Below are 20,487 nucleotides of genomic sequence, written 5' to 3' on the forward strand. Positions count from 1 at the left end.
TCACTTTAGGGTGTTTTGAATATAATCCATGATAAAATCAGCAACATTGATCCCGGTGCAGTCAAACATATTACGGATGTGCGCATTCGAGTTAATTTCACAAATAATCGGTGCATTATCAGAACCGAACAATAAATCCACCCCGGCAATATCAGCACCAATCGCTTTGGCAGCTGCAACTGCCAGCGTTTGCTCCTCAGCTGTCGGGTGATACGCCTGCATGGTCGCTCCGGCCGTTATATTTGCCCGAAAATCGTTGGCTGCATGGCGTGTCATCGCAGCAACAACTTTATCACCGACAACGTGAAGACGCATGTCCCGCCCGAAACTTGTGCCAATGAATTCCTGAAGCATAAACGGATGTCCTTGAAGCTTATGGACTTTTTCAGCCAACTTATCCTTAGAGTGAATAAGATAAACTTGTTCGCCAAAGGACCCGAATGCTTCCTTGACAATCATGGGAAAACCGAGAATCCTGATAGCCTCATGGTAGTCATCAATAGGATTTTCCGGCGTACTGTGGAACGCTTTAGGAGCAATGACCGTTTCGGGCACGGGCAAATGGTTTGACGCCAACAGCTGATATGAGGCAATTTTATCATCGCTGACAGCAATCGCTTCTGAACGATTGAAGACACGTATACCCAATAACTCGAGTTGTTTTGCGAGATGGATATCTTTATCGGCAAAAACAACAAAATCAGGTTTCCTTACCTGGGCGTCACTGAGCAGCTGTATCGAATCAGTAGCCAGCAATCCCAACAGCTCATTGTTTTTAACAATCTTCGTTTCGATATAAAGTCTGGCTGCAGCCCGCTGGATCCATTCAGCGAAATCGCGAAACTTGTCTCCTGGCAAATAGCCGTTATAAACAATCCAACCATTCAACGTCACTTAGAGTCTACCCTTTCTGCATTCAAATTGTAGTTGTTTATTGCTATAATGGTGCTGTTTAGGTTAACACAATGATTGACTTATCCGATAGTGAGATGATTATAAAGTCATTTATAAAGTTTTACTTTCAGACGTTATCAAAAACGAAAAGCGGTGTTATATGATGTTCGAACATTTTTACCAAATCGAAACGTTTTTCCAGGACCGGAAGCAATATGGTGTTAAACCAGGCCTGGATCGTATCCATAAACTACTGGAGTTACTTGATAATCCACAGAAAAAAATAAACGCTATTCATGTGGCCGGAACCAATGGTAAAGGTTCAACCATTCACTATTTGAACCACGCGCTGATGTCGAATGGGTACACGACCGGTGTATTTAATTCTCCAAGTCTTGAAGGGCTAACAGGTCATATCCTGCTTAACGACAACAAAGTTCCGGAAAAGACTTTCATTCAATATGTCAATAAAATCCGTCCGTTTATCCAACAGCTTGACGAGGCATCGAATCATCCGACTGAATTTGAAATAATTACAGCGATTGCTTTTTTATATTTTGCTGATAATGCTGATATTGCTCTCGTTGAAGCCGGAATGGGCGGAAGGGAAGATACAACAAATTGTTTTAACCCTATTTTATCCATTATAACAAATGTGGCATGGGATCATATGGATTTCCTTGGGAATAGTATCGAATCCATTGCTTATCATAAAGCCGGTATTATCAAAGGAACACGGCCCGTTATTATCGGTGAAATGAACGTAGACGCTACGACACTCATAACGGGTGAGGCCCGGAAGAAACATGCGCCACTTTATGCAGCAGGTGAAGCCTTCCAGTATACTGTTACTGATATAACAGCGACACACCAAACATTTCAATGGATTTCAGCTTCCGGAAACAGACTGGAAGTAACCATCAGGAAAACAGGGGTTTATCAAATAAGAAATGCTTCGTTGGCTATCATGGCGCTTATGCTTCTGAAAGGCAAGGGTTTTGAATTGTCCTGGCACAATAGTTTAAATGGCCTGGCTGCTGTCCAGGTCCCAGGCAGATTTGAGCAAATTCACACCAGACCTTCCATTGTGTTGGATGGTGCTCATAACCCGGCAGGTGTACAGGCTTTCATTGATACCTTGACTACCTATTTTGCTGATGTAGAGAAACACCTGATTTTTGCCGCTTTTAAGGATAAAGATTTAAAACAGATGCTGGAAAATTTGGAGCCCTATTTTTCTACTGTAACATTGACGACATTCGACCACCCCCGGGCTGCCGGCATTGAACAGCTTCAAAAATTCAGCAGCTCCCGGCTTACTCTATACCAGAATGACTGGCAGGAAGCGATTAAGTCAATCAGTTTACAACAGGAACATGCCTGTTATTTTATAACCGGATCATTGTATTTCATTGCCATAGTAAGGAAATATTTTGAAGAAATAATAGATTTGTAGTAAACTATAATTATTCGAAAATTTTTAAACTATGGGTCCAAAGTCATGCATAAAAATAAGCTGTATTATATGGTGCGGGGAGATGTGCAATAAATGGTAACGACAAAAAAGGTTATCGTTATATGGCTGTTATGGTTCATAATTTGGCCGGTTATTTTGTGGCTATCCTATCACAATTATTATGTGGCTATTGAAAACCAATTAATCGATGTTCTCCTGTTTGCTTTATTTATGGGAATTGTCGCTTGGTTCCCGGTCATCATCAGGAATAACCCGATTTTTTTCATAAATGGGATCAGTTTGGCTGTCTTTCTAATTTTTGGTCTTTTTGTGGAAATGATATTAACACAAATCACCATTATTATTGTTCTGCTCAAAACGGGTGTCGGAAAGCGAAATTCATATAGGTATCCATTGAATATGTTGATGTTTTCGATTGTCTCGATTATTGCTGCTGGCGTATTTAATCTATTTGGGGGAAGTCATGAAACAATTTCAGCGCAAAGCCATGAACAAATCACAGCTATTTTCGGGTATGCGTCAGCCGTTTTCCTCGTTAATACAATTCTGAATGTCATATTGGACAAACTGTTTTACAGACGTGACATAAAACTACTTGACGAAGGTGTAAAATGGGAATTCTTTTCGGCACTGTTCACGATACCGGTCGGGTATGTACTGTTTGCTTTATATACTGAAATTGGTAGAAGCGGAATTTTTTATTTAGGTATTCCATTTGTATTTATATCCATCATCCTGAGACTTCTGTACTCCTACCAGGAAATTAACCGGTATCTTGAAAAGACAGGTGACATTGGCCATCAATTGACGAATCGAATGGATCTTGCCAATGTTTATGATGTCTTTATTCAGGAAGTCAGCCATTTGTTGCCGGTGGATTATACTTACATTTTCATGGTCGATAAAGAAAGGCTTGTGCTGGAACGATTTGAGGATGTCAGGCACCATACAGATCCATCTTTCCGCTCGATTGAACGGAATGCGACGTTCAGTGAAACCGTATGGACGACCGGGAAACCCGTACTGAATAAAAACGCTGCTGACTGGTTCGGGCTAGAAAACAATGAAATACCTTCAGGGATAGAAAGTGTATTGTCGCTTCCAATCGAATACGGTGATTCTATTATTGGTGTGGTAACACTTGAATCGAATGATAGAAATGCTTTTGGGAAAATGCACTATCAGGTGATGACGATCTTAAACAGCTATCTGGGCGTGGCGGTTGAAAATGCCAAAAACTACGAAACCACTAAATTAAAGAGTGAAAGAGACGGCCTGACAAACCTGTACAATCTTAATTATTTGGAAGATATACTGGATAATCATTTTGCAGCCATGGAACGAGGAGATGTAAAAGAATCTTCTTCTTTGCTGATATTGGATCTGGATTACTTTAAACAAGTGAATGATACATATGGTCATGAAGCAGGAAATGAAATATTATGTACGGTTGCTGACAGACTTTCCAGCTTTATTAGCAATAATGGCATCATAGCGCGATATGGTGGAGAGGAATTTGTTGTTTTCCTTCCCGGCATTGGCTTATCAGAAGCAGTGAAGCTGGCTGAATCTTTACGTACTACCTTATTTGAACGACCATTTAGGATTCAAAACTATATGCTCGATTATAAGCAGGAGATGGCTATTTCTGTTACAGCCAGCATAGGTGTAGCCTCTTATCCAGAAAATTGCGAAACGTCAAATGAACTTATCCGCCATGCTGACCGGGCGATGTATATTGGTGCAAAACGGAAAGGCCGAAACAAAGTCGCGGTTTATTCCGGCTTAACGGGTAGTGACCCCCACTGATCACCAACGACTTTTGTTGTATTATGTTGAAAGTTTTTTTGAAAGAGTGACAACAATCGTGTTACTTCTTATTTTCCATATGCTAGAGTTGAACAAACTGGTATATGGAGGGAGAATGGTTGGGTAAAGATCAAAAGTTAGTCATATGGATGAACGGCAAAAAAACAAAGTTGAAAAAAAATGACCAGTTCCCGGAAGAAAAGTATTCGATAAAAGAATTCAACCATGAGCATGCTGCTGCGTTGGAAGAATCCGATATACCTGAACTTACTAGACAGGACAGTGAGGATTATAACAGGGAGCTCTATTATGCCAAAAAACCAAGATTTAAAGCGTTTAAGCCATTTTTGGTTGCCACGATTTCTGCGATTGTTATCGGATCTGTTTTAGGTTTCTTCATGCTCAATATGTTTGTGGATATTAATGCTGATATAAACCAGGAGAATGGTTCACCTATATCTGCTGCAGCCGGTGATGAGGACAATGACGCTGGCGGTGAAGGAAATCAAGCTGAGGCAGATGGTGGCACAGCTATTACGGCTGAGGCAGTCGATGCCTTTGTGTTGCAGGCCGGTAAATTTGGCGAAAAAGCAAATGCTGATGAAATGGCCGCTACCGTACAACAGGCAGGTTTTGCTGCTATGGTTTGGGAAAAAGGGGAGTTCTTTTTTGTTTTATCCGGAATAGCGGGTTCTGAACAACAGGCCTCCCAATTAGCGAATGCATTCGCTGATGAGGGGTTGGACGTTTATGTTAAAGCGTGGCAGACAGAAGCAAATGAATTCAATCTGCCGGATGACGAAAAAGCATGGCTTCAGGATTATCAAAAGCAATGGCATGAAGCGGTTGAGACGATAAGTAACGGTGATTCCCTATCCAAGAAAGCATGGTCGGACGTTGTCAATGCTATTCCGGAAAAGACAGAGTCACTCACCGATTTGACGAACGTTTTAACAGAACAGTATCAACAGATGGGAGAGGCGGATCAGTGGCAGGATCAGGTCATATTGCTTCATTTGTGGGAACAATACCATCAACTGGCTGTAACATGATCATACAGATTTTCGATTTTTTAATAAAGTCAGCAATTTTATGTTTTGGTACGTCTGACTGGTGTCAAAAATAAATTTTGACCAGGAGGATTTTAAATAATTCGGGCAATGAGCCGCCAACAATGCGTTTTTATCAAGTTGTCCCAGCAAAAAGAAACGGGTACGATAAGCGTATCTTAGCATAGGGAGGACTTTGAATGAGCTCACCGTCAATCATGATCAAGGATGTACCGAAAGAAGACCGGCCCCGGGAGCGTTTACTCAAACATGGGCCAGGCCATTTATCCAATCAGGAATTGCTTGCCATTTTGATGGGCAGCGGAACGAAGAACGAATCCGTTATGGTCCTGTCAAACCGGATTTTAATGCATTTTGAAGGACTCAACTTATTAAAGGATGCTACAATTGAGGAATTGATGGCTATAAAGGGTATTGGGACTGCCAAAGGTGTATTGTTGCTGTCTGCTTTGGAGCTGGGGAAACGTATGAATCAGTATCAGCCCGATAGTCGGTATGTTATACGCTCGCCGGAGGACGGGGCGGACTATGTTATGGAAGATATGCGGGATTTGAATCAGGAGCACTTTGTGGTTTTATTTTTGAACACGAAAAACCAGGTTATCCATAGACAAACGATTTTCGTAGGGAGTCTGAATGCTTCGATTGTACACCCGCGTGAAATTTACAGGGAAGCCGTCAAACGCTCAGCAGCTTCTATCATTTGCGCACATAACCACCCAAGCGGGGACCCGGCACCTTCCCAGGAAGATATTCATGTGACAAGACGTCTGGTAGAATCAGGTAAAATGATCGGCATCGAACTTTTGGACCATTTGGTCATCGGCGATCGGAAATTTATTTCGCTAAAAGAAAAAGGTTATCTATAAACACTATCTATTTTTTTATTTTTTTCGTATAATTGAATAGACGTCATTAAGTCAGCGCCAGTTTCTAATTTTTGAGATGAGATTGGCGCTTCGTCTGCTTTATGTCATGTGAATATTTACTTTCCATGTCAACAAGTTTAAAATAATGGATTGGGTTCAATTGATGATGACTACATATGATATATGATGATAGATGCTTCGTTACATTTGCTGAGGAACCAATGAATGGTGATTGGAAAGGAAGATTGTTTTGGGAAGATTCAGTTTGTCACAGGATTTAGGAATAGACCTGGGGACAGCCAACACACTTGTTTTTGTGAAAGGAAAGGGTGTTGTTGTCCGAGAACCGACGGTCGTAGCTAAAAATATTGAGACAGGGGAAATTGAAGCAGTCGGAAAATCAGCCAGGAATATGATTGGCCGGACCCCTGGTAATATCTCAGTTGTCAGGCCGATGAAAGACGGTGTTATTGCCGACTATGATACAACCGCTGTTATGATGCAATATTTTATTAAGAAGGCCATGAGTAGAAGATCGCTCTTTGCTAAAAAACCAAATGTGATGATATGTGTTCCATCAGGCATTACAATGGTAGAGGAGCGTGCTGTCGTTGATGCGACAAAACAGGCCGGGGCAAAAGATGCCTTTCCCATTGCTGAACCTTTTGCAGCGGGGATTGGGGCGGGTTTGCCTGTCTGGGAGCCGACGGGTAGCATGATTGTGGATATCGGCGGTGGCACAACTGAAGTTGCTGTTATCTCACTTGGCGGGATCGTAACAAGCCGTTCGATTCGTACAGCAGGTGATAATATGGATGAATCGATCACAAATTATATTCGCAAGCATTATAACCTGCTGATTGGTGAGCGGTCTGCCGAGTCAATTAAATTGGATATCGGCGTCGCGGGAGAAGTTGCGGAAGATGTCGAAATGGATATTCGGGGCCGCGATCTGCTTACAGGCCTGCCGAAAACCATTACCGTTACATCCAGAGAGATCGCCGGTTCGTTACATGATACGGTTGAAGCGATCACTGAAGCTGTGAAAAGTACATTGGAAACAACACCACCGGAACTTGCTGCTGATATCATGGACCGTGGAATTGTCTTGTCAGGTGGTGGCTCTCTATTAAGAAACTTAGATAAAATGGTTAGCGATGAGACGAAAATGCCTGTATTTGTTACGGATGACCCTTTGGAAAGTGTAGCAATCGGTACAGGTAAATCACTGGAATACATTCATCATTTCCGTTCCCATCCGAATGTATCTTCCCGTCCAACCGTTGAGTAAGCAGGTGTTCACATGAAGCTTATACAAAAAAAGAGATTATTTATCCTGTTGATTGGCATTATTGTTCTTGTAGGGCTGATCGGATATTCATTACAGGACAGGGATGACGAGACAACAGCAGAACAATTCATCAAAGATACCGTTGGATGGGCACAGAACTTAATACACACACCGGTTAGTTATGTAACAGGTGTTTTTAAAAACATTGATGACATCAAGAACACCTATGAAGAAAATAAAATACTACGTGATAAAATAGCGGAATATAAAAGTTTGCAATATGATGTGCAGGAATTAAAAGAGGATAATGCTGAACTAAGGGATACATTGGAGAAGACGGAATCAATCCGCGAGTACAACCCGATTCAGGCGACCGTTATATCCCGGTCTTCCGAACGATGGATTGAACAGGTTACTATCAACAAAGGAACCCAGGACGGTATTGAAGAAAATATGGCGGTAATGACTGCTGAGGGGATGGTCGGTAAGGTAGAGACGCCTTCAAAATTCACATCAACAGTAAAATTACTAACCGGCTTCGATCAGTTTAACCGTATATCCGCTACCATTTCCAGAGAAAAGGAAGACGATGTTTTTGGTATGATTGAAGGGTACGACAACGAATCAGATCACCTTTTGTTCCGAATTATTGAGGAGTCGGACAAGGACCTGGAAGAAGGAGAATTGGTCTTATCCTCCGGGATGGGCGGTGTCTTTCCGGCAGGCCTGCAAATCGGTAAGGTTAAAGAAGTGAAGCCTGATGAATATGGCTTGACGCGAATGGCCTTTGTTGAACCACTGGTCGATATGTATGATATTAATAACGTAATCGTGGTCGAGCGGCAACAGCCGGACGATAATGATTCAGAAGGAAACGGGGAGGATGAATCGTGATGAAACGATTGCTGATTCCATTGATACTTTTTCTTCTGCTCGTTATCGAAGGCGTTGCGCTGGATATATTGCCTGTTTCTCTACTGAAAGGTGACCTGGTGTTCGTTTCCCACTGGGTGTTCGTATTTCTTGTTCTGCTTGCTATTTTTTATGACAGGGGAGATACTCATTTTTCCGTATTTTACGGATTGTTGTTTGGTCTCTTGACAGATATCGTTTATACCGGGATTTTAGGTGTGTACATGTTCAGCTATGCATTCATCGCCTATATGATCCATGGCATGACAAAAATATGGCACGCCAATTTTTTTGTAACGATTTTGCTTGGAACTGTAGGGTTAATATTTGTTGAGATTTTTATCAACCTTATCTTTTCCGTTACCGGAGTAGCTGAGTTAGTCTGGAAAGATTATTTGGTTGATAGACTGGTGCCAACAGTTATTGCAAATGTTGCATTTTTACTCGTTTTATATCCTATTTTCACGAAGCGGCTAATCAGATGGAAAGATGAACAACTATCGGACAGCACGAAATTTAATCGTCTGTAATGTCAGGGAGAATTTTGAGGTGAACATAAACGTGCTTGAGGAAAACCAATCGATTACAATTAAAGGTACAAAAGATGGATTGACGCTATTCATAAATGACCGCGGATCGTTTGAGGATGTCATGAAAGAGCTCGGTGATAAGCTTTCGGAATACAATCCAAAAAAAGATGAACCAGTCGTCCCGATGACCGTGAAACTAGGAGATCGGTATATTAATGAACGGCAAAAGCAACAACTGCGTGAATTAATTGGGGGTAAAAACCGCTTCACGATCGATTTTTTTGATTCCAACGTTATTCATCGGGATGAAGCCTTGACATGGAAGGAAAATAGTGACGTCAAGGTGATTAATAGAATGGTACGATCCGGGCAGGTGTTGGAAAATGTCGGTGATTTGCTGTTAATTGGAGATGTCAATCCTGGCGGAAGAGTTGTGACAACAGGCAATGTGTTCATCATGGGGAATCTGTTTGGGATAGCGCATGCGGGTTCGAATGGCGACCGTGAAGCAATCATCGCTGCTTCCTATATGAAACCGAGTCAGCTCAGAATAGCCGATTATATCAGTCGCGCACCAGACTATGAAACGGAAGGGGTCTACATGGAATGCGGGCTCATTGATGAGGGACAGGATAAGATCGTCATTGATCGGCTTCAGGTTCTTTCACATAAACGAAAAGGTATAAGCGGGTTTGAAAGGAGAATACTGAATGGGTGAAGCGATAGTCATTACGTCCGGTAAAGGCGGAGTAGGTAAAACGACCACAACAGCAAACATTGGTACAGCTCTGGCTCTAATGGAGAAAAAAGTCTGTCTGATTGACACCGATATTGGCCTCAGAAATCTGGATGTTATAATGGGTCTGGAAAACCGGATCATTTATGATATTGTGGATGTCATTGAAGAGCGCTGTAAACTCGGACAAGCATTGATCAAAGACAAACGATTTGACGATTTGACACTTTTACCTGCAGCACAGACGAGTGATAAATCAGCTGTTACAACTGAAGGTATGAAAAAAATCATTCAGGAATTGAAACAAACCTATGATTATATCATTATTGATTGTCCGGCAGGAATCGAACAAGGTTTCCAAAATGCGATTGCCGGCGCCGATAAAGCCATTGTCATTACAACCCCGGAAAAATCCAGTGTCAGAGATGCCGATCGCATTGTCGGTTTATTGGAAAACGAGGCGATCGATCCGCCGAAAATGGTCATTAACCGCATTCGGAACCATATGATAAAAAATGGTGATATGCTGGATATAGATGATATCATGCAAATACTTTCGATCGATTTAATCGGAATTGTAATTGACGATGATGCCGTTATCAAAGCATCCAATAACGGTGAACCTGTGGCACTTCAAGGAAGTTCAAAAGCTTCTGTTGCGTATCGGAATATTGCACGCCGGATGCTGGGTGAAACAGTTCCGCTTCAGTCACTGGAAAATGAAAAAGGGATGTTTCAACGGGTGAAAAAGTTTTTCCGACTAGGTTCCTGATCGAATCGCCCACATGTAAAAGCGCTGCAGCTTGCTGCATGAACCAAAACTTTCAGAACGTTGTATCATAACATCCTCTCACAACTCATACACTTGTACAAAAGCGTGACAAGGGTTGTGAAAAGAATGGATAAAGGAATAAAAAAAGTAAGAAAATCGATTAATCAGCGAAAAAAGGTGCGCGGAACTGCCTCCGGTCAAAACGCTACTAAACAAATGCTGTCATCATCCTTTCCACAAGAAGAAGAAAAACATGGCTACTCCCCCGTCTTCACGGATGATACAGGTTTATCAAAGCGTAAAAGTGTGCGTATTACCGGACTTACCATTAAAGGGATATTATCAGCAATGCTTTTTTTCGCTGCAGCCCTGCTGTTTCAGACGGATTCTGAACTACTTTCCGAACCGAAAAAATGGACAACCAATACCTTGACAGAAGAGTTTCCGTTTGCCCGTGTCAACCAATGGTATCAGGAGTCGTTCGGGGCACCGATGGCTTTATCATCCCAATCTTCCGACAAGGGACAGGCCTTGGCACTTCCAGTCAGCGCTACCGTTTCGGAATCGTTCCAGGCCAATGGAACGGGGATCATGCTTTCACCTGAGAACGAGACAGATGTTTCAGCTCTCAAGGGCGGCGTGGTCACGTTTTCTGGTAATGATCAGGAACATGGTAAAACGGTTATTGTCCAGCATGCCGATAACAGTAAAACAGTATACGGGAATTTAAGTTCGATTGACGTTCACTTGTATCAGTTTATTGACAATGGTCAAAAAGTTGGTTTATTCAATCCGGATGCCGAACATAAAAATGTTTATTTTGCTATTGAACAAAACAATTCGTATGTGGATCCTGTACAGGTGATTCAAGTTGATGACAGGCCGTAAATTTATGCCGGCAGTCCATATCCACCCCATACTGTTAATATTTATCATCATTTCATTTTTAACCGGTACATTTATTGAACTGATGGTTATACTAACGATTGTCCTGATCCATGAACTGGGGCATTTTACAGCAGCTAAATGGTTCGGCTGGCGGATTCGCGGAATCATGCTATGGATATTTGGCGGTGTTATGGATACGGATGAACATGGCACAAGGCCGTTTCATGAAGAAGTATGTGTGACATTGGCGGGACCGCTCCAGCATCTATTCATTTATTTGGTCTTGTTTTTGCTCTCCGGAAGCGAGATTATTCCACCTTTCATTGTTGAAACGGCGTATGTTTATAATACGGCGATCCTGTTGTTCAATTTGTTGCCTGTCTGGCCTCTGGACGGTGGTAAACTGGTACTGTTGGTGCTTTCCGAGAAACTGCCATATCGCAAAGCGTATGATTACTCCATCATGTTTTCGATGATTTTGAATGTGATCCTGGCGCTTTTTGTGCTGTTTTTCATGCCATTTACACTCAGTGCATTTCTGTTGTTTTCGTTTTTGGTGATGGAAAACAGAAGAGACTGGAAGCAGCGCTATTACGTGTTTATACGCTTTCTTTTGCTGCGCTATCACGGGGAAAATCACCTCAGACGCGTTCAGCCAATTGAAGTGTCACACCATGCTATTTTAATGGACATATTCAGCTGTTTTCGCAGGGACAAAACCCATACGATATATGTGATACTCCCGGGTGGTCGCAGGCGGCAGATGGATGAGATGGAGTGCCTCTACAGTTATTTTCATGGACAGTATTACCGTCAATCCATTGGTGAGATTATTAGTCAGGTATCTTGATGAATTGGTTTCCGGCAAAGCTTGACAACTGAATTTAAATCATGGTAATATTTATACGTTATTCATCGTAGCACCAGTGCTACAACCGCTCAGAGCAGGTTTCTAAATTCCATTAAGGAATACCTGTATGGCGAGTCTTAGTTATTTAGGGAGGTGCAAACATGTACGCAATTATTGAAACAGGCGGCAAGCAAATTAAAGTGACTGAGGGACAGGAAGTTTATGTCGAAAAAGTTGTAGCCGAGCCTGAAGAAACGGTTACATTTGAGCAGGTTTTATTCGTCGGTGGCGACGATGCGAAAGTCGGCGCGCCGTATGTTGATGGTGCTTCTGTCACGGCAAAAGTTGAAAAACATGGTCGTCAGAAAAAGATCGATGTTTTCAAATATAAGCCGAAGAAAAATTATCATCGTAAACAAGGCCATCGTCAGCCATATACCAAATTAGTTATTGACAAAATTAATGCATAAAGGTTATAAATTATGATTAATGTCAGTGTCAAGAGAAAAAATGGTCGCATAAACCAGTTCGAATTGTCCGGACATGCAGCTAGTGGTCCTCACGGCTATGACCTAGTGTGTGCGGGTGTTTCGGCTGTGTCGTTTGGATCTGTTAATGCAGTCATGACATTATGTGATGCGGATATTAAGATTGAGCAGGGTGATGAAGGAGGCTTCCTTCGAGTGACGGTTCCGAATGGCATACCGGATAAATCGATGGAAAACGTCCAGCTATTGCTTGAAGGGATGCTTGTTTCCCTGCAAACAATCGAACAGGAATACAGTGAATTTATTAAAATTGAGGACTAAAACAGGGAGGTGCGATATAATGCTACGTTTGGATTTGCAATTTTTCTCTCAGAAAAAAGGAGCCGGAAGTACGAAAAACGGTCGTGATTCTGAATCGAAACGCCTTGGAGCAAAACGTGCCGACGGTCAATTCGTAAATAGCGGAAGTATTTTGTTCCGGCAACGTGGGACAAAAATCTATCCGGGTATGAATGTCAGCCGTGGCGGAGATGATACATTGTTCTCCAAAATTGAAGGTGTTGTCAAATATGAGCGCGTTGGACGTGACCGTAAGAAAGTCAGTGTTTATCCGGTCGCTAAAGAGGCCTGAGCCCGCTGAATTAAAAATGAACTCCAGTCAGTTTTTGGCTGGGGTTTTTTTGGTAGTAGGGCTCATTTTTTGCTATACTTTTCTTACTGTTGGAGGGGAGTAATATGGATGATAAAGACGTTATCGAACTGCTCCGCCATTACCGGCACGATTTGATGAACCATTTGCAGATTGTGCAGGGATATTTAAGTATGGGGAAAACAGACAAAGTACAAGTCAAATTAAAGGCTTATATGGAGGAGCTGCAGGAAGAGGGTAAACTGATTCATTTGAATGTACCGGCGTTTGCATTATCTATACTGCAATTTAATTTCTTACATACGAATTTTCGGTTAACCTACCATATACATACTGAAAATGAAAAGTTGGCTTCAGTGGATCAGCTGCTTGCAGAACGTTGTCAAAACGTGATGAAAGAGATTAAGAAAGCAGCGGATGAGATGGCATTGTATGAACTTGATGTACACCTGTACGATGCGGATTCAGATACGCTCGAATTGGAAGTTGCCGTCAGTGGAAAATTGGCGGATGAACGATCATTCATGCAAACGATGGAGAACATGGGTCATGATGTGACGGTCCATTATCAGGATGAGAAAATCAAGTGTACTGTCAGTATTCCATGTAAACGAGGTGGATAGCAAATGTTTGTTGATCAGGTTAGCGTTTATGTCAAGGCTGGAGATGGCGGGAATGGTATTGTTGCCTACCGTCGGGAAATCTATGTGCCAAAAGGCGGTCCTGCCGGTGGAGATGGCGGGAATGGCGGTGATGTCATATTTAAGGTTGATGAAGGGCTGAACACATTGATGGATTTCCGCTATAAACGGCATTATAAAGCGAAACGCGGCGAAAATGGTATGAGCAAAAGTAAACATGGTAAAAATGCGGTACCATTGGTCGTTGATGTTCCACCCGGTACGACCGTGAGTGATGAGGATACCGGGGAAGTGATTGCTGATTTAACGGGACATGGACAGGAAGCTGTCATTGCCAAAGGCGGCCGCGGGGGTCGCGGTAATTCCCGTTTTGCAACAGCACGTAATCCCGCACCTGAACTCGCTGAAAATGGTGAACCAGGGCATGAACGCCAAATTAAAGTTGAGTTGAAAGTGCTTGCTGATGTCGGATTGATTGGCTTTCCAAGTGCCGGGAAGTCCACACTATTGTCTGTTGTCAGTGCTGCTAAGCCGAAAACGGCCGACTATCATTTTACGACACTGGCGCCTAATCTCGGGGTTGTTGATACAGCTGATCAGCGCAGTTTCGTGATAGCCGATCTTCCTGGTTTAATCGAGGGAGCTCATACTGGCGTTGGTCTGGGGCATCAGTTTTTGCGGCATGTTGAACGTACGCGTGTGATGCTGCATGTCATCGATATGGCAGGAATTGAAGGACGGGACCCGTACGAGGATTTTGTGAAAATCAATCGTGAATTAAAGGAATATGACACAAGGCTGATGGAGCGACCACAAATCATTGCGGCCAATAAAATGGACATGCCAGGTGCGGCGGAAAACCTTCGTGAGTTCAAGGAGAAATTAAATGACGCGCATCCGGTTTATCCGATTTCAGCATTGACAAAGGATGGGCTCCAGGAGCTTGAGTTTGCCGTTGCAGATCTATTGGATAAGACACCGTACCATAAGCGGGAATTAGAGGAATCAGATGAGAAAGTTGTTTATCGGTATCAAAAAGAAGAAACACCGTTTACGATTACAAAAGATTCGGATGGTGTCTATGTTTTATCAGGAGCCAAGGTTGAGAAACTGTTCAGAATGACAGATTTCACAAAAGATGAATCGGTCCAGCGTTTTGCACGACAGCTGCGCGGTATGGGCGTGGACGAGGCCTTACGCCAACGAGGTGCGGGCGATGGTGATACAATCAGATTAAAGAATTTTGAATTTGAATTTATTGAGTAACGAGCGTCGGAATATGGGATGTTGCAGACAGGGGGACGTTTATATGGTGAAAATAGGTTATTTAGGCCCGCGTGGAACGTTTACAAAACTGGCGGTGGACACCGCCTTTAATGGCGAAAACAAACAAAGTTTTACAACTATTCCGGAATGCATTGATGCTGTCTATCGTGACGAAATTGATATAGGTGTTGTACCGCTGGAAAATGCGATTGAAGGGACGGTGCAATTAACAGTTGATTATCTGGTCCATCAGGTCAGATTACCGGTCATGGCTGAGATTGTTGTGCCAATACAGCAGCATTTGCTGGTGAAACCAGGATTTACAGGTGAACTATCCGAACTGTCGAGTGTTTATTCACATGGTCAAGCCATTGCACAATGTCACCAATTCCTGCACAGTCATATGCCGGATGCGAATATGAATTTCACGTCATCGACCGGGAAGGCAGCGGAAATGGTCAGTGAAAGTGGAGAAAGTATAGCTGCTATTGGCAATAGACTAGCCGCAAGTGAATATGGACTAACGATCCATCAGGAAAATATCCACGATTATCCGAATAACCATACCAGATTTGCGGTGCTGGCAAAAGATAAAGAAATCATCCGCATTAAACATGAAGCCGAAACAGAAAAGACAAGCTTATTGATTACGTTGCCGAGTGACTATGCCGGTGCTTTGTATCAAGTGCTAGCAGCGTTCGCATGGCGTAAGATGAGCCTTTCGAAAATAGAATCAAGGCCAATGAAAACAGGGTTAGGGAATTACTTTTTTATTGTCGATGTCAATCAGCCATATGACGATGTTTTATTTCCGGGGGTCAAAGCTGAACTGGAAGCCCTTGGGTGTGATGTGACGATTCTTGGTACATATCCTGTTCATCAGATAGATCTATAATCGAAACCGTCTGACCTTAATCGGGACAGGCGGTTTTTTCTTTTTTAGTTCAACATTTATCATTTCGTTGCATATGTTGATAATGAGCGATTTGCCCAGTATGAAATGAAACTGGATTGAAAGGAGTTCGTTGAGAGTTGAGAATTCACATTGTACAAAAAGGCGATACATTATGGGAAATAGCAAAGCAATATGGGGCAGATTTTGAACAGGTGAAACAGCTGAACCCGCAATTGTCAAGCCCGGACATGATTATGCCAGGTATGAAGATTAAAATTCCTGCCTCATCAAAACCGGTCAAAAAAGAGGGGACGCACAAGAAAGAAATTCAGAAAGAGACACAGATGCCTTCTGTCGAAAAACCGTATAAGGACACGTCGCCAAAACCGATGCCGATTATGAAGGAAGATGATGTTAAGCAGCCAAAAGAAATTAAGCCCAAAATGCCCATGCAGCAGAAGATGTCAACAGTAGAACAGGAAATGAATTACTACAACATTAATCTCCCACAAATACCAGCCTACAAAAAGCCAGAAGAAGAATCGCCTGAGAAACAGTATTACCTGCCGCACCCGAAACCAATGCTGCCGATGTATCAGCAGGAAAAATGCCCGCCGCCTCCAATGCCGCAAGTAAACCCATATTCCGGATGGCAGCAAGATTGTGGGTGTGGAGGTTCGAAATCAAAGCACATGCCAATGTATCAACAGCCAATGCCAATGCCACAAGTTAGTCCTTATTCCGGATGGCAGCAAGATTGTGGCTGTGGTGGTTCGAAGCCAAAGCACATGCCAATGTATCAGCAACCAATGCATCAACAACATCACCCAATGCCAATGCCGCAACCGATGTACCACCCGCAAGGTCACATGCCACAAACGCCGTTCTATGGTCATATGCCCAAACCGGATGAATCGTCGTCAAAAATGGAAATGCCGGTAAAACCAAAAGAGCATCACAATATGAATGATTTTGGATCCTACAGTCCAAAATATGCCCCAAATCCGATGGGGATGCAGCAAGGCTATCATTATCCACAAATGCCGCCAACAAGTCATCCGCATTTCGCCGGTGATCACATGCCAATGCCGAAGCCGCCTGGGTCCCACGGAGGATTCCGTGAAGATGAGGAAGAATCAACAAGTGAGTGAATTCATGCAAGGAGACGAGATGAACAGTGATCGTCTCTCTTCTTTTTGCACGAAAAGGAGGTGCTGCAAACAACTTATGTGGACCGAATCCATCAGCACGTTACTCAGGCCAGGTTTATATGATTATTTTACAGAAATGAAAGAAAAATGGAGAAAACGCCAATCTTTTTTGAAAATGGCTCAAATTATGCTAAACTAACTTTAGGAAATTTGAACAAATAGGGTGATCATGATGAAAAAAAATGCAGACGACATTGTACAATGGTTACAGAATTATGTACGTGAAGCTGGTGTTAACGGGTTAATGGTCGGTGTCAGCGGTGGACTGGATTCAGCGGTTGTCGCTTACTTGATTCAACGAGCTTTCCCCAGCCATTCGCTTGGGGTCTTGCTACCGCTTAATAGTAACCCGGAGGATATGGCACATGGAAAAAAGGTGATTGAAAGCTCGGGAATTCAAGAGCTGACTATTGATTTGACGGAGACACATGACACCATGTATTCGACAATCAGCGGGCAATTAAAACAGAACAGTGCTTTTGAACAGGAAAACGATCAGCTTGCTGGAGCCAACCTCAGGGCACGTCTGAGAATGAGCACCCTTTATACGATTGCTGCCCATTATAATTATTTGGTTGTCGGGACAGATAATGCGGCAGAGTGGTATATCGGTTATTTCACCAAATATGGTGACGGTGGTGTCGACATCCTTCCGCTAGTGGAATTTACAAAACAAGAGGTCAGGGAAATGGGTGATTATTTGGGCGTTCCCGATGAAATTTTAGCTAAAAAACCTAGTGCCGGGCTTTGGGAAGGACAGACAGATGAAGCAGAAATCGGCACAAGCTACGATAAAATTGATGCGTACCTGAATGGAGAAGAAATTCCAGATAAAGACAAGGAGATTATTGAGAGAGCACATCGCCGTACTGAACACAAGCGCCAACCCGCAAAGCAATTTCACCGTAAAGATCATTAATTCCTTAATTTAACTGTTTAAAATAACCTCGCTTATCCAACCTAATGATAAGGGAGGTTGTTTTATGCAGATAATTAGATGGATGATGTTTCCAGTCTGTTTGTTTTTACTGATTGGCTGTGCACAATATGAGTCAGGGGAACAAGACTCTGGGCAAAATATGAATTCCCAGCCGATCCATTATGAATCGGAAAAAGAGCATAACGAGCGGCTTGGGGCAGAAGATCAGGGAATTGATGAAGACGGCGGTTACCCGCAAAGTGAGCAGAAAGAGTTGAACAACGGCGATCGGAATGGACAAAGTGACAAATTCACAAATGAAATGTCTTTGAACATTTCTAATCACCTAAAACAGCGTAACGATGTCAGACAGGTACAGGTCGCCGTATCGGAAGAGCGGGTAGTCGTTGGTATCATGCTGAGCGACCATGCGCCACCGGATATGCGTGAACGCGTTGAACAGGAAGTGCAGGAAATGGTTCCCAACAAAGAGGTTTATGTTTATACAGATGAGATCTTTTGGGACCGCATGCGTAACAAAGATGCGCGACTTGATCAAATAAATGGGGACACACGTGAATTTCTGCGCGAATTTTTTAACAGGGACAGAGAACATTTTTAAAAATGAATGCTCTCACAATTACGGACGGTAAACCGCCAAAGACCAGCGGTTAACTGTCCGTAAACGCATGTAATGGACAGTAAACCACCAAAAGACGGTGGCTAACTGTCTATAAAAGCCCGATTCTGCTCAACTAACATTCAATGGGAAAAGCATCCATTGAATGAAGTTTCGCTTTATTGATGGCTGGTTTTTTGGTATAGTTATAAAGAAAGTTCTGGAGAGAGGAGAATGTCCTATGGCTGGTCATTCCAAATGGCATAACATACAACGAAGGAAAAATGCTCAGGATGCCAAAAAAGGCAAAATTTTTATGCATCATGCCAAAAATATATATACGGCCGCTAAGGAAGGCGGGGGAGACCTTGATATGAACGCCTCGCTTAGGACAGCGGTTGATAAGGCTAAAGCGGATAATATGCCCAACGATAACATTGACCGCGCCATCAAAAAAGCGACGGGTGATCTTGATGGGGTTCATTATGAAGAAATCACATATGAAGGCTATGGGCCGGGCGGTATTGCTGTAATTGTCAATGCATTGACGGATAATAAAAACCGTACGGCTTCTGAAATCAGGCATGCGTTCAAAAAAAATAACGGCAATCTCGGAGAAAATGGCAGTGTCACATTTATGTTTGACCGAAAAGGTTATATCGTCGTGGAAGATAAGAATGGATCCATTGACGAAGATGACATTAGCCTGGAAGCAATTGAAGCGGGAGCCGATGATATCAGTATTGAAGATGAAGCCTACGAGATTTATACGGATCCCGAAAATTTTCAAAGTGTCCGTGATTATTTGCGTGACAACCATTATGAGCTTGCCGAAGCCGACGTGACTTATTTTCCGCAAACATATAGCGCCCCCTCCGAAGATGAAAAGCAAAAAATGTTAAACTTGATTGAGATGCTGGAAGACAGTGAAGATACACAGGACATCCATCACAACATGGAAATCTCAGAGTAATCAAGAGGCAGGGAGAGGCTTCTATTCTTATTTAGTAAGAATAGGAGTTTTCTTTCTGCCTTTAGTGGCTGGTTGTGTTAAACTGGCTAAAGGGTTGTAAAGGAGAACGTCACATGATTGCTTATATAAAAGGGACTTTAGTTCAAATCCATGAAGATGCTGTGATTGTTGATGTGCATGGAGTTGGATATGAGATTGTCTGTGCCACTCCATTCGCGTTTCAGGCATCATTGGATAACCAGGTAACGATTCATACATATCATTATGTTCGTGAAGATACACAGGTTCTGTACGGGTTTCGGAATGACGATGAAAAATTGCTGTTCACAAAGCTCATTTCTGTATCAGGTATCGGGCCAAAAGGTGCGCTGGCCATTTTGGGAAGCGTTGATACGCAAGCGTTCATTGAGGCCATTGAACGAGAAGATGACAAGTTTCTGACAAGTTTTCCCGGCATCGGCAAAAAAACAGCAAGACAAATTATTCTGGATTTAAAAGGAAAATTGACAGCCCTCGCATCAATGCCTGCCCAATCTTCCGTGAATACGCCATCCGGAGAAGACGCGAGCGGTATACAGGAAGCTCAGGAAGCATTAAAATCACTCGGCTATACTGAACGTGAGATTAAATCCATTATTCCTGAACTGAAACAAGAAGACACCCAAAATACAGATGAGATGGTACGAAAAGCATTAGCATTACTTATGAGAAAATAACAAGGTGGGATG

At 42.7% G+C, this 20,487-nt stretch carries 22 protein-coding genes, 1 pseudogene and 1 other annotated feature; of the genes and pseudogenes, 22 read left to right on the forward strand and 1 reads right to left on the reverse strand.

The window, feature by feature from the left end; translation table 11 throughout:
- Complete coding sequence (locus tag E4U82_RS03990; protein ID WP_135108763.1) at positions 1-894, reverse strand: ATP-grasp domain-containing protein; 894 nt, start codon at positions 892-894, stop codon at positions 1-3.
- 163 nt (positions 895-1,057) lie between these two features.
- Here E4U82_RS03990 and E4U82_RS03995 point away from each other — a divergent pair, with 163 nt between their 5' ends.
- From E4U82_RS03995 to ruvA, 22 genes and pseudogenes are all read left to right on the forward strand, one after another.
- Positions 1,058-2,350, forward strand: coding sequence for a bifunctional folylpolyglutamate synthase/dihydrofolate synthase (locus E4U82_RS03995; protein ID WP_135108764.1), 1,293 nt, complete (start codon positions 1,058-1,060; stop codon positions 2,348-2,350).
- Positions 2,351-2,443: 93 nt separating this feature from the next.
- Positions 2,444-4,180 (forward strand): sensor domain-containing diguanylate cyclase, encoded by a 1,737-nt coding sequence (locus E4U82_RS04000; RefSeq protein ID WP_135108766.1) that lies wholly within the window; start codon positions 2,444-2,446, stop codon positions 4,178-4,180.
- Positions 4,181-4,299: 119 nt separating this feature from the next.
- Complete coding sequence (locus E4U82_RS04005) at positions 4,300-5,232, forward strand: SPOR domain-containing protein (RefSeq protein WP_167751323.1); 933 nt, start codon at positions 4,300-4,302, stop codon at positions 5,230-5,232.
- A 197-nt stretch (positions 5,233-5,429) separates the two neighbouring features.
- Entirely contained in the window at positions 5,430-6,119 is a 690-nt protein-coding gene (gene radC / locus E4U82_RS04010) for a RadC family protein (RefSeq protein WP_135108769.1), read from the forward strand.
- 250 nt (positions 6,120-6,369) lie between these two features.
- Positions 6,370-7,410, forward strand: coding sequence for a rod shape-determining protein (locus tag E4U82_RS04015; RefSeq protein ID WP_135108770.1), 1,041 nt, complete (start codon positions 6,370-6,372; stop codon positions 7,408-7,410).
- A 12-nt stretch (positions 7,411-7,422) separates the two neighbouring features.
- Positions 7,423-8,304: a rod shape-determining protein MreC gene (gene mreC, locus E4U82_RS04020; protein WP_135108772.1), complete on the forward strand. Its 882-nt coding sequence runs from the start codon at positions 7,423-7,425 to the stop codon at positions 8,302-8,304.
- Positions 8,304-8,852 carry a rod shape-determining protein MreD gene (mreD, locus tag E4U82_RS04025; RefSeq protein WP_209300536.1) on the forward strand — a complete coding sequence of 183 codons (549 nt, stop codon included), beginning with the start codon at positions 8,304-8,306 and terminating at the stop codon, positions 8,850-8,852. The genes mreC and mreD overlap by 1 nt, the downstream gene beginning before the upstream one ends.
- Before the next feature lie 31 nt (positions 8,853-8,883).
- Complete coding sequence (minC, locus tag E4U82_RS04030; RefSeq protein ID WP_135108920.1) at positions 8,884-9,570, forward strand: septum site-determining protein MinC; 687 nt, start codon at positions 8,884-8,886, stop codon at positions 9,568-9,570.
- Positions 9,563-10,360, forward strand: a complete 798-nt coding sequence (gene minD, locus E4U82_RS04035) for a septum site-determining protein MinD (RefSeq protein ID WP_135108775.1) — start codon at positions 9,563-9,565, stop codon at positions 10,358-10,360. The genes minC and minD overlap by 8 nt, the downstream gene beginning before the upstream one ends.
- 126 nt (positions 10,361-10,486) lie before the next feature.
- Positions 10,487-11,248 (forward strand): M23 family metallopeptidase, encoded by a 762-nt coding sequence (locus tag E4U82_RS04040; RefSeq protein WP_135108777.1) that lies wholly within the window; start codon positions 10,487-10,489, stop codon positions 11,246-11,248.
- Positions 11,235-12,098 carry a site-2 protease family protein gene (locus tag E4U82_RS04045; RefSeq protein WP_135108778.1) on the forward strand — a complete coding sequence of 288 codons (864 nt, stop codon included), beginning with the start codon at positions 11,235-11,237 and terminating at the stop codon, positions 12,096-12,098. The genes E4U82_RS04040 and E4U82_RS04045 overlap by 14 nt, the downstream gene beginning before the upstream one ends.
- Before the next feature lie 73 nt (positions 12,099-12,171).
- Positions 12,172-12,246, forward strand: a sequence feature (ribosomal protein L21 leader region).
- Between the two features lie 13 nt (positions 12,247-12,259).
- A complete protein-coding gene (gene rplU / locus E4U82_RS04050; protein WP_135108779.1) occupies positions 12,260-12,568 on the forward strand; it encodes a 50S ribosomal protein L21 in 309 nt (102 codons plus the stop codon).
- Positions 12,569-12,580: 12 nt separating this feature from the next.
- Complete coding sequence (locus tag E4U82_RS04055) at positions 12,581-12,907, forward strand: ribosomal-processing cysteine protease Prp (RefSeq protein ID WP_135108781.1); 327 nt, start codon at positions 12,581-12,583, stop codon at positions 12,905-12,907.
- Positions 12,908-12,926: 19 nt separating this feature from the next.
- Positions 12,927-13,217 (forward strand): 50S ribosomal protein L27, encoded by a 291-nt coding sequence (rpmA, locus tag E4U82_RS04060; RefSeq protein ID WP_135108782.1) that lies wholly within the window; start codon positions 12,927-12,929, stop codon positions 13,215-13,217.
- Between the two features lie 104 nt (positions 13,218-13,321).
- Positions 13,322-13,858, forward strand: coding sequence for a Spo0B domain-containing protein (locus tag E4U82_RS04065; protein WP_135108783.1), 537 nt, complete (start codon positions 13,322-13,324; stop codon positions 13,856-13,858).
- Between the two features lie 3 nt (positions 13,859-13,861).
- Entirely contained in the window at positions 13,862-15,142 is a 1,281-nt protein-coding gene (gene obgE, locus E4U82_RS04070) for a GTPase ObgE (RefSeq protein ID WP_135108784.1), read from the forward strand.
- A gap of 43 nt (positions 15,143-15,185) precedes the next feature.
- Positions 15,186-16,037, forward strand: coding sequence for a prephenate dehydratase (gene pheA / locus E4U82_RS04075; RefSeq protein ID WP_135108786.1), 852 nt, complete (start codon positions 15,186-15,188; stop codon positions 16,035-16,037).
- A 137-nt stretch (positions 16,038-16,174) separates the two neighbouring features.
- Positions 16,175-16,319: pseudogene (safA, locus tag E4U82_RS20615) on the forward strand (SafA/ExsA family spore coat assembly protein); the annotation flags it as partial.
- A gap of 1,101 nt (positions 16,320-17,420) precedes the next feature.
- On the forward strand, positions 17,421-18,167 hold the full coding sequence (gene nadE / locus E4U82_RS04085; protein WP_135108789.1) for an NAD(+) synthase: 747 nt from the start codon (positions 17,421-17,423) through the stop codon (positions 18,165-18,167).
- A 64-nt stretch (positions 18,168-18,231) separates the two neighbouring features.
- Positions 18,232-18,789 carry a YhcN/YlaJ family sporulation lipoprotein gene (locus E4U82_RS04090; RefSeq protein WP_135108790.1) on the forward strand — a complete coding sequence of 186 codons (558 nt, stop codon included), beginning with the start codon at positions 18,232-18,234 and terminating at the stop codon, positions 18,787-18,789.
- 238 nt (positions 18,790-19,027) lie between these two features.
- The gene (locus tag E4U82_RS04095; RefSeq protein ID WP_135108791.1) at positions 19,028-19,759 is read left to right on the forward strand and encodes a YebC/PmpR family DNA-binding transcriptional regulator; all 732 of its coding nucleotides are present in this window, start codon (positions 19,028-19,030) and stop codon (positions 19,757-19,759) included.
- Between the two features lie 113 nt (positions 19,760-19,872).
- Positions 19,873-20,475, forward strand: a complete 603-nt coding sequence (gene ruvA / locus E4U82_RS04100; protein WP_135108793.1) for a Holliday junction branch migration protein RuvA — start codon at positions 19,873-19,875, stop codon at positions 20,473-20,475.
- Positions 20,476-20,487 lie beyond the last annotated feature (12 nt).

The organism is Lentibacillus salicampi (genome assembly GCF_004565465.1).
Taxonomy (GTDB): Bacteria; Bacillota; Bacilli; order Bacillales; family Amphibacillaceae; genus Lentibacillus; species Lentibacillus salicampi.

What these genes read in the sequence shown, in the direction of transcription:
- E4U82_RS03995 (WP_135108764.1), top strand. Translation starts at nt 1,058, where the DNA reads ATGTTCGAACATTTTTACCAAATCGAAACGTTTTTCCAGGACCGGAAG.
- E4U82_RS04000 (WP_135108766.1), top strand. Translation starts at nt 2,444, where the DNA reads ATGGTAACGACAAAAAAGGTTATCGTTATATGGCTGTTATGGTTCATA.
- radC (WP_135108769.1), top strand. Translation starts at nt 5,430, where the DNA reads ATGAGCTCACCGTCAATCATGATCAAGGATGTACCGAAAGAAGACCGG.
- mreC (WP_135108772.1), top strand. Translation starts at nt 7,423, where the DNA reads ATGAAGCTTATACAAAAAAAGAGATTATTTATCCTGTTGATTGGCATT.
- mreD (WP_209300536.1), top strand. Translation starts at nt 8,304, where the DNA reads ATGAAACGATTGCTGATTCCATTGATACTTTTTCTTCTGCTCGTTATC.
- minD (WP_135108775.1), top strand. Translation starts at nt 9,563, where the DNA reads ATGGGTGAAGCGATAGTCATTACGTCCGGTAAAGGCGGAGTAGGTAAA.
- E4U82_RS04040 (WP_135108777.1), top strand. Translation starts at nt 10,487, where the DNA reads ATGGATAAAGGAATAAAAAAAGTAAGAAAATCGATTAATCAGCGAAAA.
- E4U82_RS04045 (WP_135108778.1), top strand. Translation starts at nt 11,235, where the DNA reads ATGACAGGCCGTAAATTTATGCCGGCAGTCCATATCCACCCCATACTG.
- rplU (WP_135108779.1), top strand. Translation starts at nt 12,260, where the DNA reads ATGTACGCAATTATTGAAACAGGCGGCAAGCAAATTAAAGTGACTGAG.
- E4U82_RS04055 (WP_135108781.1), top strand. Translation starts at nt 12,581, where the DNA reads ATGATTAATGTCAGTGTCAAGAGAAAAAATGGTCGCATAAACCAGTTC.
- rpmA (WP_135108782.1), top strand. Translation starts at nt 12,927, where the DNA reads ATGCTACGTTTGGATTTGCAATTTTTCTCTCAGAAAAAAGGAGCCGGA.
- E4U82_RS04065 (WP_135108783.1), top strand. Translation starts at nt 13,322, where the DNA reads ATGGATGATAAAGACGTTATCGAACTGCTCCGCCATTACCGGCACGAT.
- obgE (WP_135108784.1), top strand. Translation starts at nt 13,862, where the DNA reads ATGTTTGTTGATCAGGTTAGCGTTTATGTCAAGGCTGGAGATGGCGGG.
- pheA (WP_135108786.1), top strand. Translation starts at nt 15,186, where the DNA reads ATGGTGAAAATAGGTTATTTAGGCCCGCGTGGAACGTTTACAAAACTG.
- nadE (WP_135108789.1), top strand. Translation starts at nt 17,421, where the DNA reads ATGAAAAAAAATGCAGACGACATTGTACAATGGTTACAGAATTATGTA.
- E4U82_RS04090 (WP_135108790.1), top strand. Translation starts at nt 18,232, where the DNA reads ATGCAGATAATTAGATGGATGATGTTTCCAGTCTGTTTGTTTTTACTG.
- E4U82_RS04095 (WP_135108791.1), top strand. Translation starts at nt 19,028, where the DNA reads ATGGCTGGTCATTCCAAATGGCATAACATACAACGAAGGAAAAATGCT.
- ruvA (WP_135108793.1), top strand. Translation starts at nt 19,873, where the DNA reads ATGATTGCTTATATAAAAGGGACTTTAGTTCAAATCCATGAAGATGCT.